Origin of the sequence: Sphaerisporangium album (genome assembly GCF_003323745.1) — a bacterium.
Taxonomy (GTDB): Bacteria; Actinomycetota; Actinomycetes; order Streptosporangiales; family Streptosporangiaceae; genus Sphaerisporangium; species Sphaerisporangium album.
Map to the genome: position 1 here is coordinate 67,320 of NZ_QOIL01000014.1, position 16,062 is coordinate 83,381.

Genomic DNA, 16,062 nt, shown 5'->3' on the forward strand with positions numbered 1-16,062 from the left:
GCGCGGGCGGGCTCAGCTCCGGGCGGTGAGGCTGAACGACTGGGCGGCCGTCCCGTTGCACGTGTACTGGACGAGCTGGACGCTGTCGGCCGTGGACGCGCCCGGGACGTCGAGGCACTTGCCGCTGTTGCGGTTGACGAAGTGGTATTGGCCGCCGCCCTCGGACACCGGCTGCCACTGCTGGTTGTTGCCTCCGCCGTACGTCCAGGTCTGGATGGGCGCGTTGTCGGCGGTGGACACGTTGGTCACGTCGAGAACCTGGGCGCTGTTGCCGCGGTTGTTGACGCGCACGAAGCCCCCGCTCGTCGGGACGAACTGGTACTGCTGGGCGTTGCTCACGTTGCAGGTGTACTGCTGGATCGCGGTCCCGTTCACCGTGCCGGCCGCGCGGGCGTCCACGCACTTGCCGCTGCCCTTGTTGACGACCGAGTACCAGGTCGTGGGCGAGATCGGGCCGTCGGTCGGCGGCGGGGTGGTGCCGCCCTCACCGGCCAGCCAGAGCAGGCCGTTGATCAGCCACTGGTTCTGCTGGGCGCTGGCGAAGGTGGACGAGATCCGCGTGTTGGTGGAGTAGTTCATGTCGTTGTGCCCGAAGTTGGCGTACAGCATCTTGTACCGCTTGTTCGTCCACATGAGCGGGTAGAAGCCGCTGCGCCACTGCTGGTTCGGGTCGGTGCCGACGGGGAAGCTGGAGGCGTCGATCGAGGCCAGGATGTCGATGTCGGGGTTCTGCCGCAGGTCGCGGCTCCAGGAGTACCACTCGCTCACCGCCGACTGGATCGTCGCCGGCAGGCCCGCCGTGGACGGGTGGGCGCGGTCCTCGATCTTCAGCGTCTCGGCGGTCGGGCCCCAGGTGTTGGTCTGGAACGCGCCCGAGCCGAGGAAGGTGTTGTAGTACCAGCTCCAGGAGTTGGGGTCGGTGGTGAACGCGCTGACGTGGAAGCCCATCCACGCGCCGCCGTTCTGCATGTAGGTCTGGAACGCGGCGCGCTGGCTCGCGGGCGGGGCGTCGTCCAGGAACATGATGACCTTGTACTGGGACAGGCCGGCGGCGCTGAGGCGGCTCCAGTCGGTGGTCGCCTCCCAGGTGAAGCCGTACTGGGCGCCGGCCTTCGGGAACCAGTCCCTGGCCTCCTTGTCGAAGTCGATGTGGGCCGCGTCCCAGGTGCCGTTGTAGAAGGCGAGCACCTTGAAGGGGGCGGCGGCCTGCGTGGCCGTGGCGGCGGTGAGGCCGAGTGCGGCCACGATGGTGAGGCCGGCGAGCCCGGCGAGGGTGCGTTTCACGAAATTTCGGAACACAGGGATCCTTCGGGAAGATGGGGGGTGGCTGGTCCGGCTCGGCGCGCGAGAGGACCCGCGGCGCGCGAGGATGCGGCGCGTGAGAGGCCCGGCCGGAATGACGCCGTGCCCGCGACGAGCCGTCCGGGTCGTCGATTTCACGTGGCTTGGCTGTTCCGCGCGTCCAGATGGCGATTCGACCGCGCCGACGTCGATCCGCCGGCCACCTCCACTTCCCGCCGACAGCGTGGGCGGCGGCCGGTGCCGTGCCCGGCCGTCCCGTTCCCTCGATCGCGCGCCCGTGCGTTCGTGCCGTGGCCGCGGGCGACGCGTCCGGATCTGTTCCTTAAGAAACTTTACTAACAGTCGAGTCCGGAAGCCAGAGCGGGCGACACCGTCGTCCGACGCCCGCGGGCCACGGGGTTCAGAGAGGAAGGACGGCCTCGACGGTCGTGCCGCCGGTCGCGCCGGGCACGGTGGCGCACGTGCCGCCGAGTTCGGCCGCGCGCTCGCGCATCGAGTGGAGGCCGACTCCGGCGCGCGGGCGTTCGGGCAGGCCGGCGCCGTCGTCGGTGACGCGGACCCGCAGCGCGTCGGGGGAGCGGTCCAGGGCGATGGACGCGCGCGTGGCGCGCGCGTGCCTGCGGACGTTGGTGAGGGCCTCCTGGACGATGCGGTAGGCCGCCACCTCGACCGCCGCGGGCAGCGTCGCGAGGTCACCGCTCACCTCCACGGTGATCGGCGGCGGACCCTCGGCGGCCAGGGCGCGGACGGCGCCCGCGAGCCCGAGGTCGTCGAGCGCGGGCGGCCGCAGGCCGTACACGAGCTGCCGGATGTCGCCCGACACCGCGTCCATGCCGGTGCGCAGGTCCCGCAGGAGCGTGTCGGCGGAGTCGGGGGACTTCCTGAGGCTGCTGCGGGCCATGTTGATCGTCATCGCCATGCTGGACAGCGTCTGCCCGAGGCCGTCGTGCAGGTCGCGGCGCAGCCGCCGGCGCTCCTCCTCGCGGGCGGTGAGGATCTGGTGGCGCGAGCGTTGCAGGTCGGCGGCCATGCGGACGGCGTGGGCGACGTCGGCCGCGTACGGCGCGAGCGTGCTGATCACCCGCTCGTCGTGCGCGGCGGCGAAGCGGCGCGGCCCCGGGCGGCCGAGCAGCAGGCGGCCGACCGTCTCGCCGTGCCACACCAGCGGGATCTGCCGGGGCGAGCTCCCCACGTGCCCGCTCTCGACGTACCCCGGCCTGCCGTCCACGACCTCGACCGCCGCGCCCTCGATGGCGAGGCCGTCCTGCAGGACGGTGACGACCGAGGACAGCGCCTTGGCCGGGTCGGCCCTGCGCACCTCCTGCGTGAGCCGCTCGGCCAGCAGGCGCGGGTCGCCGACGCGGCCGTACAGCGCGCGGTCCACAAGGCGCTGGAGGAGCCGCCGCAGCGGCTGGAAGAACGCGCCCGCGACCAGCGCGGCGGCCAGCCCGGCGACCCGGTGCTCGCGGGAGGCGATGAGGCCGGCCAGGGCGCCCGCGCCGAAGTACACGCCGCTGATGACGGCGAGGAGGCCACCGCCGACGATGGCGCGGCTGACGATCGTGTCGATGCCGTACAGCCGGTAGCGCATCACCGAGAATGCCACGGCGATCGGCACGAGCCCCGCCCAGGTCACGGCGATCGGCCACAGCCGCTCGCCGATCAGCAGGAACGTCACATACCCGGTGAAGGCCAGCAGCGGCCAGGCGATCTGCCGTCGGGTCACCGAGTCGGAACGGACGAAGCGGAAGGCCAGCGACAGCAGGGACAGCACCACCGCGGCGTAGATGCCGGCCCAGGCGATCTTGCCGATCATCTGGGTGTACGGCCGCAGCGCCTCGATCGCCAGCGGGTTCGGCACCGCGGCCGGCCACGGGTTGGGGTTGAGGGCGGGCCTGACGATCCCGCGCGCCGCCTCGGTGGAGAGGGCGACGGCGCCGAGGACCGCGACCGCCCACCAGCGGCGGGACGGCGGCCTGCCGTCGGGGGAGAGCAGCGGCAGCAGGACGGCCAGGCAGAGGCCCGACGCCAGCCAGCCGAGGATGGAGCAGTAGCGCAGGTATCCGGCGGTGACGAGCGCGCCGTCGGCCGCCGTGCGCAGGATCATCGTGCCGCCGAGCTCGCTGACGGCCGCGCCGAACCCGCCGCCGCACATCAGCCACGCGACGGTCAGGCGCGGCCGGTGGAAGACGAGGAACGCGCCGACGGGAGGGAAGATCAGGCCGGCCGCCGTGTCGGGGGTCGCCGGTATCTCGGGCCGCCATCCGGGCGGGAGGGCCGCGAGGACGAGCAGCGACGTGACCACCATGACCGGGGACGCCACCGCCGTGACGACGGCCACCGCGCGTGCCGTCGTGATCCTGACCATCCCACTCACCTTTCCAAGGACCGTGTCCGCGCTCGCGCCGCAACAGGAAGTATCCGGGAAAGTATGGGACGTCGTATAACGCCCGATCAATGACCGATTGATGCTGATATAAACCCATTGGAGTCGACTGACTGACTTTACCGAAATGGGCCGCGGCCATCAGAAGACCGGAGCCCGCGAGGGCACGAGGTCAGGGCGCGGATCTGCGGCGGATCGCGGGTGAGATCACGAGCTGGCCCACGGCGGCGAGCACGCCTACCGCCCCCACGGAGATCCACAGTACCGAGTGCCCGAGCGTCAGAAGACGCGTTCCGGCCAGCGGGGCCAGCAGGCCGCCCGCCGACCAGGCGAAACCGAACATCCCGCTGTAGCGCCCGCGCAGGTGGGCCGGGGCCAGGGCGGCCACGACCGCGCCTCCCATGCCCGCGGTGATCACCTCGCCGAGCGTCCAGACGACGACCGCCGACGCGTACCCGGCCGTCGTGGAGACGAACGCCATCAGCGCGAACCCGGCCCCCGCCACCGCCATGCCCACCGCCAGCGTGACCCCGGGGTCGTGCCGGTTCAGCCACGGCCCGACCAGCGGTTGCACGATGACGATGAGGATGCCGTTCACCGAGATCGCCAGCCCGTAGGCGGCGGTGGACAGGCCCTGGCCGGTGACCGCCAGCGGCAGCGTCGAGTACGCCTGGAGGTAGACGAACGCGTACAGCAGTGTGATCACCACGTACACGACCATCAGCCGGTCCTTCAGCGCCTCACGGAAGCCGCCCGTGTCGTGGCCGCGCTCCGGCCGCGTCTCCGGCACCGCCCGCCACACCAGGAAGCCGAAGACGAGCGAGGACACGCCGTCGATCCAGAAGAGCCACAGGAAGCCGGACTGCGCCAGCGCGCCGCCCGCCACCATGGCCACCGCGAACCCGAGGTTGATCGCCCAGAACAGCAGCCCGAACGCGCGCGGCCGGTCGTGCGCGGGGATCAGGTCGGCCACCAGTGCCTGCGAGGCGGGACGGTAGGCGTCCAGCACCAGGCCAAGGACGGCCATCGCGGCGACGATCCCGGACAGCGACGTGGTGTACCCGAGGGCGATCATGCACGCGGCCGTCGCGACCGTGCCCCCGGTGAGCGTCGCCCTGCGTCCCACGTGGTCGGCCAGCCATCCCGCGATGAGCTGCGAGAACAGCGACCCCACCCCGAACACCGCCATGACCAGCCCGGCCGCCGTGAGCGACATCCCGCGCGCCTGGGTGAGGTAGACGCCGATGAACGGCTCCACCATGGTGCCGAGCCGGTTGACGAAGGTGCCGCCGAAAAGGACCCAGAAGGCGCGGGGGAACCCGCCGATCCTGGACTGGAGCATGGAGGGCTTACGGGTGATGGTGCTGGTCACGGGACAAGCGTTGAACAAGGGTTCGCATCCGTGCCAATCTTTTAGGCAGCACTAAATGGTGACAGGGGGCGGTCCGGGTGAGCAGCGTCGACTGGCGGTTCGGGGCCGACGATCTGGCGCGGCTGCGCTTCGCGTTCTCCCCCATGTGGGAGCTGGTCGCGAGCCTGCGCGTCCTGCACGCCCCCGCGCGCCACTCGGTGCACCTGCCCTGGATACGGGCCGTACGGCCCCGGCTCTCCTCGCTGGACCTGTCCGAACTGCTCGCCCTCGTCCCCGCCCACGGGTACATGGCCGACTTCCTCACCCCGCCGCCCGACACGCCCCTGCCCGACTTCGCCGCCGAGCTGGCCCGCGTCAGGAACGCCGCCCCCGAGAAGGCCGCCGAGGAGGCCGGACGGGTGGAGAGTCCGGACAGGCGGGCCATCGCGCGGTTCCAGGCCGACCCGGCCGAGGGCGTGCGCAGGGTCGCCGGCACGCTCGCCGCGTACTGGGAGCTCGTCCTGGAGGAGTTCTGGCCCCGCGTGTACGGGCTGCTGGAGGCCGACCTGATGTGGCGGTCACGGCGGCTGGCCACCGGGGGCGCGCGGGAGCTGTTCGCCGACCTGCACCCCGCCGTCCGCTGGCACGGCGACCGGCTGACCACCGGTGCCGGCGCCTGGTGCCACACCGGGGACCTCGGCGGGGACGGGCTGCTGCTGGTGCCGAGCGTGTTCCGCTGGCCCGACATCGCCACCATGATCGAGCCCTACCAGGCCATGCTCGTCTACCCGGCGCGCGGGGTCGGCACGCTGTGGGAGGCCGGGCCACCGCCCGCGCCCGAGGCCCTCGCCGCCCTGATCGGAAGGACCCGCGCGCAGCTCCTGCTCTCGCTGTGCCAGCCCGCCTCCACGACCGCCCTGGCCAGGCGCATGTCGCTGACGCCCGGCGCGGTCTCCCAGCACCTGTCCGTGCTCAGCGGCAACGGCCTGGTCGCCCGCCGGCGCATGGGCCGCGAGGTGCTCTACCGCCGCACCTCCACCGGCGACGCGCTCGTCAGCGGCTCCTGACCGCCGTGCCGGAGCACGGCCGCGCCGGAGCGGGTCGCCGCACCCTGGACGCGGCGTGGGGCCGGTCCTGGGGCGGCGGGCCGGGCGTCAGCAGAAGAACGGAGGCGTGGAGGGCAGGGCGGTGAGGGGGGCCGGGCCGGAAAGGCCCGGTGCGGCGCCGTCCGGACGGCCGCCGGGGGCGTCCCCCGCGGGCCCGGAGCCGCCGCTCTCCTGCCATCCGCCGCCGTACCCCCAGCCCCGCGCGTTCCCGTCCCCGGACCACCGGCCCTCCACGCGCTTCCCGTCGTGCCCCTCTCTCGCGCCGGGGGAATGGGAGCGCGCCGGCGACCCGGCCCTCCCCGCCGCCTCGCCGCCCGTGCGCGCGGGCCGGGCCGCCTTCGCGGACGCCGTCCCCGCCGAGGCCGGGGGCCGGGCGCCGGAGGACGGCGGACGCGCGGGACCGCCGTCCGGCGCGCCGCCGGGCGATGCGAACGGCGGGGACGGCACGGCCGGCGGGGATGGCGCGGGCGGCGTGGCCGGCGCGGACGGCCCCGGGGGCGTGGACGGCGCCGGACGGGGGACCGGCGCGGGGGCGGGGGCCTCCCGGCCCGTGGCCGTGCGTGCGGGCGGCGCCGGGGACGCCTGCGCCGGGGCGTACAGGCGGCGCGTCGTGCGCTGGAGCCCCGGCTCGTCCAGGCGGATGCCGCCCGCCGTGAGCCGCTGCCCGTACACGTCCGTGATCCGCACGACGAACGGACCCTGCCCGGCGCCGTGCTCGGCCACCCAGTAGTTGCCGTCGTCGCGGGAGAGACCCTGCCAGCGCCCGTCGCGCAGGACCTCCAGGCGCATCAGGGGGTTGCCGTGGTCGACGACCTGGATCGCCAGCCTCCGGGCCGAGGAGCCCGGCCTGACGCGGAACGCCACGGGCAGCGTCATCGCGGGGTTGCGCACGGTGTGGTAGCCGACGGGCACCACGCGGCGGCCGGGGTAGGCGATGCGCGTGAACGCCCGGCGGCTCAGGTCGACCTCGCCCGGGGCGCACGCCGCGCACTCGCCGACCACCTGGACGCGCACGACGCCGCGCGGCCCGGTGACGTCGAGGTACGCCCCGCACGCGACCGCGCCCCGGTACTCTTCCGCAGACACCGCCACGACCAGGTCGTCGCGGACCGCGCCCCGCAGCGAGCACTCCCCGCCGCCCGCCGGCGCGGGGCGCGTGAGCGAGGACGCGCAGGCCGCGTTCCTGCCGGTCTGGGCGCCGAACGCGACCAGGGCGAGCGCCGCCGTCGCCGACACGGCCCACGCCAGCCGCCGCACCACGGCCGGGTGCCCTCCGGCGGCCTCACCCGGCCGGGGGCCCGGACGCGCGCGCCGGGGAGACGGGCGCCGGATCTGCCGTCGATCCGCGTTCATTGCGAACTCCTCGCGCTGAGGTCAGCCTTGACGAATACAGGGTGAGATCATGCTGTCACATTACGTGACGAGAGCCTGTGTCCGTGATACACCCGCCGATGGTCGTCCGCCTCCTGGTCGCGCCGCTCGTGACGAAAGCCGGAAACCCGGTTCCGGCCCGCGCGATGGTGCCTCACAGCGGACCCGCGTAACGTGTGCGAAACACCAAGCGGGCAGACTGGTAGATGACCAGACATGTCTTCCGCCGACTCAGAGACTGGTTCAGCGCGACGACGATGGTGTCCGATCACCGTCCGGCAGAAGGGGATGCCTTGGACCGCCAGCAGGAGTTCGTGCTCCGCACGCTCGAAGAACGCGACATCCGGTTCATCCGGCTGTGGTTCACCGACGTCCTGGGCTTCCTCAAATCGGTGGCGATAGCCCCCGCCGAGCTCGAAGGCGCGTTCGCCGAGGGCATCGGCTTCGACGGTTCGGCCATCGAGGGCTTCGCCCGCGTCTACGAGTCCGACATGCTGGCCAAGCCGGACCCCTCGACGTTCCAGATCCTGCCGTGGCGCAGCGAGACGCCCGGCGCCGCCCGCATGTTCTGCGACATCCTCATGCCGGACGGCTCGCCCTCGCACGCCGACCCGCGCTGGGTGCTCAAGCGCACCCTCGCCAAGGCCGCCGACATGGGCTTCACCTTCTACACCCACCCCGAGGTCGAGTTCTTCCTGCTGAAGGATCGCCCGGAAGAGGGCCGCAAGCCGGTCCCGAACGACTCCGGCGGCTATTTCGACCACACCCCGCACAGCTCCGGCCACGACTTCCGCCGCAACGCGATCATGATGCTGGAGGCCATGGGCATCTCGGTGGAGTTCAGCCACCACGAGGGCGCCCCCGGCCAGCAGGAGATCGACCTGCGGTACGCCGACGCGCTGACCACCGCCGACAACATCATGACCTTCCGGCTGGTCATGAAGGAGGTCGCGCTGGAGCAGGGCATCTGGGCGTCCTTCATGCCGAAGCCCTTCACCGAGCACCCCGGGTCGGGCATGCACACCCACATGTCCCTGTTCGAGGGTGACCGCAACGCCTTTTACGAGCCCGGCGCCGACTACCAGCTCTCCAAGATCGGCCGGTCGTTCATCGGCGGGCTGCTCCGCCACGCCGCCGAGATCACCGCCGTGTGCAACCAGTGGGTGAACTCGTACAAGCGGTTGTGGGGCGGCGCCGAGGCCATCGCCGGGCTCGGCGGCGAGGCGCCCAGCTACATAAGCTGGGGTCACAACAACCGGTCCGCGCTCGTCCGCGTCCCCATGTACAAGCCGCACAAGGGCAACTCCACCCGCGTGGAGTTCCGGTCGCTCGACTCCTCCTGCAACCCCTACCTCGCCTTCGCGGTGATCCTCGCCGCCGGCCTGAAGGGCATCGAGGGCGGGTACGAGATGCCGCCCGGCGCCGAGGACGACGTCTGGGCGCTGACGGCCTCCGAGCGGCGCGCGCTCGGCATCGAGCCGCTGCCGCAGAGCCTGGACGAGGCGATCACCACCATGGAGCGCAGCGAGCTGGTCGCCGAGACCCTCGGCGAGCACGTCTTCGACTTCTTCCTGCGCAACAAGCGCGCCGAGTGGAGCGAGTACCGCCGCCAGGTCACCGAGTTCGAGCTGGGCAGGTACCTGCCGGTGCTGTGACCGCGCGCGAGGGGTGAGCCCCTCCGCCACCGGACACGACGAGGGCCCGCCCTTCCCGGGGCGGGCCTTCGTGCGTTCGGACCGCTGGTCGTGGTGGCCTTCGGTCAATCGCGCGTTCCCGTGCATATCAACTGAATTAGCCATTTTCATCCTGAATGCGGCTCTGAGTTCGGCGTGAACGGGGAAAGCGGGCAATGGCAGACCGGTGTATTGACGCCGGGATCGGTCCGGCGGCACCCTCGTGGAAAGAGCGGAGAGAATCGAATCAGGAGGGCCAGTGGACCTGAGGCTGGACCACCACGCGGACGGCGTTTTCACCGTCGTCGAGGTCGAGGGCGAGGTCGACGTCTACACGGCGCCCAAGCTGCGCGAGCTCCTGATCGAGCTGGTCAACGAGGGGCATTTCCACCTCCTGCTCAACCTCGACCGGGTGGAATTCCTGGACTCGACCGGTCTGGGGGTGCTCGTCGGCGCGCTCAAGCGGGTCCGCGGGCACGACGGGTCGCTGGAGCTCGTCTGCACACAGGAGCGCGTTTTGAAGATCTTCCGGGTCACCGGCCTGGTGAAGGTCTTCGGCATCCGCGCGTCGGTGGACGAGGCCAAGGAGAACCGTCACGAGCTTCAGCGCGCGGCCAGGTCCGGGAGCGCGCAGGGCTAGAGCCTTGGCGTTTCGGCTCCGCGACCACCGGCGGCGTCGGCGGGAGCAGGGAACCCTCGTCTCCCGGACGCTCCGTCTTCCCCGCTGCACGGCCCCGCGTCGGATTGTCGCCGGATTGCGGTCATCCCGCGAGGAGGGAATGGGGCCGCGAGCGGGGCGGTTGCGACTGTCGTAGCGTCCGCGGCCGGTCTCCCGGGAGCCATCCGGGCGGGCGGCGCGGGGATGGGTGGTTTTCTTCGCCGCCTGTCACGCCGCCGTTACCCCCGGCTAACGGTTCCGTCATCGGTTCCTGGTTCGATGATGCTGCGGGTGGGGTGGATTAAAATGGCACGGCATGTCGGGCCATTCACGGCATTAGCCGTTTATGCGCCCATGATGGCATTGGTGGTATTGACAATATGCAGGCTTGCGCTCCGGGATCTGGAGAGCAGTGGGGGGTGCCCAGCATGACGACTTCTACCGGTTTGGACACCGGGCTCACCGTACCGGCCCGCTTCCGAGGCCCCGAGGGCACCGCCAACGGCGGCTGGATCGCGGGTACGCTCGCGGGCACTCTCGCGGGCACGCTGAACGGCCCGCACGCGGTCGAGGTGACGCTGCGCCGGCCGATTCCCCTGGCGACGGAGCTCGACGTCTCCCACGTCGCCAACTCGGCGTCCCTGTCCCACGGCGGCCAGGTGCTGGCCGAGGCGATCCCCGTCGCCGAGGACGTCACGCCGCCTCCGTTCGTCCCCTTCACCGACGCCGCGAGGTCCGAGGCGGGCTTCGCCGGCTTCACCGCCGCGCACCCCGTGCCCGGGTGCTTCGTGTGCGGCCTGCGCGACCCCGGAGACGGCCTGCGCATCTTCCCCGGCCCCGTCGAGGGCTCGGACGTCATCGCCGCCGGGTGGCGCGTCCCCGTGACCGTCACCGACCACGAGGGCGTCGTCCCCGACCCCGTCGTCTGGGCCGCGCTTGACTGCCCGTCCGGCTGGGCGCACGCGCAGAATGGCGGGCCCGGCCTGCTGGGCCGCATCACCGCCCAGGTCTTCCGGCGGGTGTACCCGAACGGGACGTACTCGGTCGTGGCCCGCGCCACCGGCCGTGACGGCCGCAAGCTCTACGGCGAGAGCGCGGTGTACGAGGTGGACGGCGCCCTGGTGGCCGCCGCGAAGGCCACCTGGATCATCCCGGCGGCCCACCCCTGAACCGGCGCCACGGCCCGGGCCCGGGCCGTGGCGATCTGGTGACGTTCCTGGAAGCGTGCTCATATTCGGTCACATCTCAGGTGCCGGTCAGTACACCGTCACGCCGCTGAGGATGGCCCACGCGCGGATGACGAGCAGCGTCAGCGTGGCCGCGCACAGGAACAGTGAGGCGGCGAAGAGGGTCCAGCGGAACAGGCGGTAGCTCAGCGGCGCCACGCCCGGGGACCGCTTGCCGGGAGACCACGGCCGCCGCAGGTCCGTCATGGTGAGCTCTTCCTTGTCCGCCGGGTGCCCGCCCCCCGTGTTGTCGCCTCCCGTGTCGCCGGAGGCGTCCGCGTCCACGGCTTCTGGCCTGTCCGCGCCCACCGGTCCGGGCGCGTCCCCGTCCACCGATCCGAAGCCGTCCGCGTCCACAGCTCGGAGCGCGGTGCCGTTGGCCGCCGCCGGGCGTTCGGTCACCGGCAGGCCGGTCAGCCAGGCGACCAGGCGGCCGATCGCGGCGGTGTCCGCGGGCAGACCGGACGCCAGGTAACGCACCTCGCCCGCCGTCCGCGCCAGCTCCCTGACCATGTTGCCGAGCCCGACCCCGTCGAACCAGCCGGGCAGCTCGGCCGCGTCGCGCCCGATGGCGGTGCGGCGCAGCAGGTCGGCCTTGGTCACGACCACGGCGACCCGCTTCTGCCGTCCGCCGTCCGCCCGCGCTGCCAGCTCGTTGCGCACCCGCTGGAAGGTGTCGGACGGGTCCTCCGGCGACAGGACGACCCCGGCGTCCTTGAGGACCTTGCGCTCGGCGTCCGACAGGCTCCGCTGCACGTCCGGGAGGGCGAACGGGTCCACGACGATGAGCATCGCCTCGCCGTGGGTGAGGTAGCTCATCGCCTCGACCTGCGCGGCCCCGGTGAAACCCTCGCCGGAGGGGTCGAACAGGTACAGGATGCGGTTGCCGCTGCGGGGCTTGGCGCCGGGCAGCGTGATGTCCACCATGGTCGCCGAGGGCGCCTGCGTGGTCGTCTTGGACACCTTGCCGAGCCGCAGCTCCCGGCGGAGCCGCGAGAAGGCCACCTCGTCGCCCCGCACCACGAACCCGGCGCGTCCCCGTGCGTCCTTCACCACCCCGTTGAGGGCGTTGACGGCCAGCACCATGAACGTCGTCTTGCCCGCGTCGGGGCCGCCGACGAACGGCAGCGGCTCGATCCGCGCGCGGCCGATGCGGTGCGGCAGCGCGCGGTCGCACTCCGGGCAGTACGACTGGAGCCGGAAGCGGCCGAGCACGATGGCCGTCGGCAGCCGGGTGCCGCACCGGCACACGTGCCGGAACGCCCCGTCGCGGTTCGGGACGAGGCGCCGGTGCCGCTCGCCGCAGGTGGGGCAGGCGTACTCGGGCAGCGCGAACCTGGCGTAACACTGCGGGTGCGGGCACGTCTGCAGGATGCGCCGGGCCAGCATGAACACGCCCTCCACGCCGCGCACGAGCAGCGCGGACGCCGCCCACAGCAGCAGCCCGGCCCCGCAGACCAGGGCGTACGCGCCGGCCACCGCCGTGGCGGCCGCCGCGAGCGGGATCAGGGCGACGCCGGTGCCCACGACGACCGCGAGCCACACGGGCAGCAGGAAGAAGCCCTGCACGTTGCTCATGAGCCAGCGGGTGAGCGTGCCGACCACCGTTCTGACGGTTCCCCAGAGGGCCGGGACGGCGAAGCTCACGATCCGCCACCAGTCGGGGCCCGCCTGGCCGAACAGGTAGTGGCGGAAGACCGGGTCGCGCCGCTCGCCCGCCGTGGCGGGGAGCGCGGGGGAGAGCCCGCCCGCGGTCGCCGGGAGCAGCACGCGGCCGGCGCGCAGGTGGTAGTGGGCCGCACCCGTCAGCGTGGCGCCGACGACGGTGAGCGCGCACACGATCGGGAACACGTAGAGGAACCCGAAGTACATGCACGCGGCCCACAGCGCGACGAGGAAGATCACCACGAGGGGCATCAGCGGTCCTCGCGCTTCCACGGACGCCCGCGCCGTCCCTTGGTCGCGTCCTTGAGGTCTTTCAGGCCGGCCACGAGCTCTGGGTCGCGCTTGAAGCGGGCCTCGGCCGATCCCGAGATCGACCATCCGCCGAGGCGCGCGCGTGCCCAGGAGTCCAGCTCGGGCACGGGCGCGTCGGCCATGTGGAGCCGTACGGCGACCTCCAGAAGTGCGAACTCCTCGTCGCGCGATCCCCGGGCCGCGAGCCACGCGCGGGCCAGCGCGCCTCGCGGTGCGCCGGGGAGCAGGGTGAGAACCTCGGCCCGGAATCTCGCGTCCCGCTCGGCCAGGGCGTGCGCCACCACGGCCCGGGCCGCGGCGGGCAGGTCCTCGTGCGCCTCGCGGGCGAGCTCCTCCAGCCGCTGGAGGACGGCCGCCGCGTCCGCGGGCCTCGCCGCCTCGCCCGCTCCGGCGGCCAGCAGGACGACCTCGGCGTCCTTGGCCGGGTATCCGGGGACGGCGTGCCGCACCTGGCCGGCCAGCCGCACGACCTCGGGGTCGTCCAGTCCGGCGGCGAGGAACGCGCGCGCGGGGAGGTCGCTCAGCGCGGAGGAGTCGCTGAGCGCCGCCCCGAGCCGCTCGACCAGCACCGCGCACTCCCCAGGCCCCGGCGCCTGTTCCCAAAGCTCCACCAACCCGGCATCCCACTCAACGGCTCTCTGCGATCCGACCTCACCGGTCACCCATGAAACCGAGTGCCCAGCCACAGATCCGGACGCGCCCGCCTCGCCCGAACCCGAGTCGCCCGAGGCTGAGCCGGACGTCCCCGCTTCGCGCGGACCCGAGTTGCCCGAGGCTGAGCCGGACGCGCCCGCCTCGCGCGGACCCGAGTTCCCCGCTCCCGAGCCGGACGCGCCCGCCTCGCGCGGACCCGAGTTCGCAGGTGCCGAGCCTGACGTTCCCGCCGTTGTGGTCTGACCTGTAATGCCCCGGTTCCCTGGGTCTGCGTCTGGTCCGGGGGCGGAGGTGTCGGGCGTTCCCGCGTCCGGGGCGCTCCAAGCTCCCGGGGCTGTGCCGGCCGGGACTGAGATGGAGGTGACCGCTCTTCCCGGATCCGGGCCGTCCCAGGACCCCGGGGCCGTGCCGCCTGTGCGCGGGTCTGTGGTGGCCACCGTTCCCGGGGCCGCGTGGCCCCTGGTTGCCGGGGCCGGGTGGTCCCACGATGCCGGGCCCGCGAGGTCCGTCGTCCGCTCGTCGCAGCCGCCCGTCGTATCTTTGGCCGGGATGTCCTCTGGTTCCTCGGGACCCACCTGTGTGCCGGATATATCGCTTATCTCGGTGCCCGTCGGGTCCGGGACGGAGGCTGTCGCGTAGGGGGCGAGGCGGAGGAGTTCCTCGGTGGCCTGGACGCGCGTCAGGCGCTCGCGGCGGACGAGGGAAAGGATCACCGCCGTGCCCGTGCGCGGCGCGTGCGTCAGGTCGTGGCGCCATAATCGCTCGCAGACCGCGTCCACGAGCATCTGGTCACGGACCCCCGCGGACGAGTGCTCCAGCCCGGCCACCGCGCCCGACAGCACGGTGTCACGCAGGCCCGCCGGAAGGCGTTCCAGCAGCCGGGCCAGGTCGCCCCGGCCGTCGCGGGCCAGCGCGGCGGCCGTACGTTCGAGCCCGGCCGCGTCGATGGGCGCTCCCACGGCGTACGCGGTCCGCGCCGCGTGGCCCAGCTCCTCCAGGTCGCGGGCGGCGGCGAGCGCGCGGGCGGTCTCGGCGGCCAGCGCCCCCCGGGTCTCTGGGCGCGACGCGGGGGAGGGCGCGGGCAGGGCGGGGTCGGTCAGGGCAAGGACGGCGCATCGCAGCGCGCACAGCTCGGCCGTCTCCTCAGGGGCGTGGGCGCGGACGGCCGAGGCCAGCTCGAAGCCCATGCGGCCGGCGGCGCGCGCGAGGTCGTCCCACAGCCAGTCGGGGAGGTCCTTGGAGAGGGCGCGGGCGATGGCCGACTGCTCGGCGTCGGTCACGCTCGTGTCGCCCCGGCAGAAGGCCAGCAGCGCCGCGCTCGTGTCAGGGTCGAACGCCCCCCACCCCGCCGCCGCGTCCCCGCCCACGGCTGCCGCGTCGAACGTGTCCGATCCCGGCGGCGCGCCCAGTTCGCCGATGGCGTCGATGCCGTCCAGGTCCATGCGGCGCCAGCAGTCGGTGACCGTGCGGGCGAAGCGGCCGGGCTTGACCGTCGCGTCGGCGGAGACCGTGGAGCCGGTGCGGGCATTGGCGTCGGCGGGGGCCCTGGGATCGGCCGGGACAGTGGCGCCGGCGGGGGCCCTGGCGCCGGCGTCGGCGGGGGCGTCCAGGCGGACGACGGCGGCTTCCACGTCGGTGGGCATCCAGACGTCGGGCGTCGTGCCCACGATGATGTGGGGCGCGCCGGCGGGGTCGGCGCTGTAGGTCACGAACGAGAGCCGCGCCGCGACCGGCCACGGCAGCGAGCACGAGACGACCGCGATCCAGCGGACGATCTCCTCTACGTCTGCGCAGACCAGGACGATGCGACCCTGCCCCCCGGCGAGGGCGCGCCGGACGTTCTCCAGCAGGCCCCCGAGCCGGACGTACGCGGCGTCGCCGCCGGAGGCCAGCCAGGCGCCCAGCGTGTCGGGGTCGACCGCCTCGCCCGGGGGAAGGTCGGCGAGCTCGGGGAGGGGCGTGCCCGAGGAGGCGGGGACGTCCTGCCACAGGGGCGAGCGCCACAGCTCCACCGGCCGCAGGCCCGTCAGCTCCTCGGCGGTGGCGACGACCGCGTGCCCGAGGAAGTTGCCGTACCGGCCGGAGTAGTCGCGGCCGAGGTAGACGCAGCGGGTGACGACGCTCAGCTCGCCCAGGGGTGCGTAGGACAGCGCGACGGGCATCCGCGCGATCTGCTCGGGCGCGGGGGCGAGGGGCGCGGTCGGCGGGGGCTTGTAGGCGAGGTGGCGGGCCACCTTGCCGGTGACGCCGTGCGGGAGCCCCGGCGACTCCGCGACGAACTGGAAGCCCGCGCGCCCGGCGGGCCCGGCCTCGGCCGACGTGTAGTGCAACTGCCAGGCCACCTCGTCACACCCACCC

The 16,062-nt window shown here is 73.2% G+C and carries 10 protein-coding genes; 4 read left to right on the forward strand and 6 right to left on the reverse strand.

Annotation, left to right across the window (positions count from 1 at the left end):
* Window positions 1-12: 12 nt before the first annotated feature.
* The 3 genes from DQ384_RS24055 to DQ384_RS24065 form a co-directional block, all read right to left on the reverse strand.
* Complete coding sequence (locus DQ384_RS24055) at window positions 13-1,299, reverse strand: RICIN domain-containing protein (RefSeq protein WP_220183111.1); 1,287 nt, start codon at window positions 1,297-1,299, stop codon at window positions 13-15.
* A gap of 403 nt (window positions 1,300-1,702) precedes the next feature.
* Window positions 1,703-3,670, reverse strand: a complete 1,968-nt coding sequence (locus DQ384_RS24060; protein ID WP_114031126.1) for a sensor histidine kinase — start codon at window positions 3,668-3,670, stop codon at window positions 1,703-1,705.
* A 190-nt stretch (window positions 3,671-3,860) separates the two neighbouring features.
* A complete protein-coding gene (locus DQ384_RS24065; protein WP_245966730.1) occupies window positions 3,861-5,060 on the reverse strand; it encodes an MDR family MFS transporter in 1,200 nt (399 codons plus the stop codon).
* 77 nt (window positions 5,061-5,137) lie between these two features.
* Here DQ384_RS24065 and DQ384_RS24070 point away from each other — a divergent pair, with 77 nt between their 5' ends.
* Entirely contained in the window at window positions 5,138-6,106 is a 969-nt protein-coding gene (locus DQ384_RS24070; RefSeq protein ID WP_245966731.1) for a winged helix-turn-helix domain-containing protein, read from the forward strand.
* Between the two features lie 87 nt (window positions 6,107-6,193).
* Here the strand turns inward: DQ384_RS24070 and DQ384_RS24075 are convergent, their stop codons facing one another.
* Window positions 6,194-7,498: an expansin EXLX1 family cellulose-binding protein gene (locus DQ384_RS24075; protein ID WP_114031127.1), complete on the reverse strand. Its 1,305-nt coding sequence runs from the start codon at window positions 7,496-7,498 to the stop codon at window positions 6,194-6,196.
* 311 nt (window positions 7,499-7,809) lie between these two features.
* Between DQ384_RS24075 and glnA the strand changes: the two genes are divergently transcribed.
* The 3 genes from glnA to DQ384_RS24090 all read left to right on the forward strand — a co-directional run bounded on the left by glnA (window position 7,810) and on the right by DQ384_RS24090 (window position 11,016).
* Window positions 7,810-9,171, forward strand: coding sequence for a type I glutamate--ammonia ligase (glnA, locus tag DQ384_RS24080; protein ID WP_114031128.1), 1,362 nt, complete (start codon window positions 7,810-7,812; stop codon window positions 9,169-9,171).
* Window positions 9,172-9,448: 277 nt separating this feature from the next.
* Window positions 9,449-9,829, forward strand: coding sequence for an STAS domain-containing protein (locus tag DQ384_RS24085; RefSeq protein WP_114031129.1), 381 nt, complete (start codon window positions 9,449-9,451; stop codon window positions 9,827-9,829).
* 446 nt (window positions 9,830-10,275) lie between these two features.
* Window positions 10,276-11,016, forward strand: a complete 741-nt coding sequence (locus DQ384_RS24090) for a hypothetical protein (protein ID WP_114031130.1) — start codon at window positions 10,276-10,278, stop codon at window positions 11,014-11,016.
* 87 nt (window positions 11,017-11,103) lie between these two features.
* Here DQ384_RS24090 and DQ384_RS24095 read toward each other — a convergent pair whose 3' ends face one another.
* Complete coding sequence (locus DQ384_RS24095) at window positions 11,104-12,990, reverse strand: TRAFAC clade GTPase domain-containing protein (protein ID WP_181871375.1); 1,887 nt, start codon at window positions 12,988-12,990, stop codon at window positions 11,104-11,106.
* The gene (locus DQ384_RS41475) at window positions 12,990-16,046 is read right to left on the reverse strand and encodes a GAP1-N2 domain-containing protein (RefSeq protein ID WP_181871376.1); all 3,057 of its coding nucleotides are present in this window, start codon (window positions 16,044-16,046) and stop codon (window positions 12,990-12,992) included. The genes DQ384_RS24095 and DQ384_RS41475 overlap by 1 nt, the downstream gene beginning before the upstream one ends.
* Window positions 16,047-16,062: the final 16 nt, after the last annotated feature.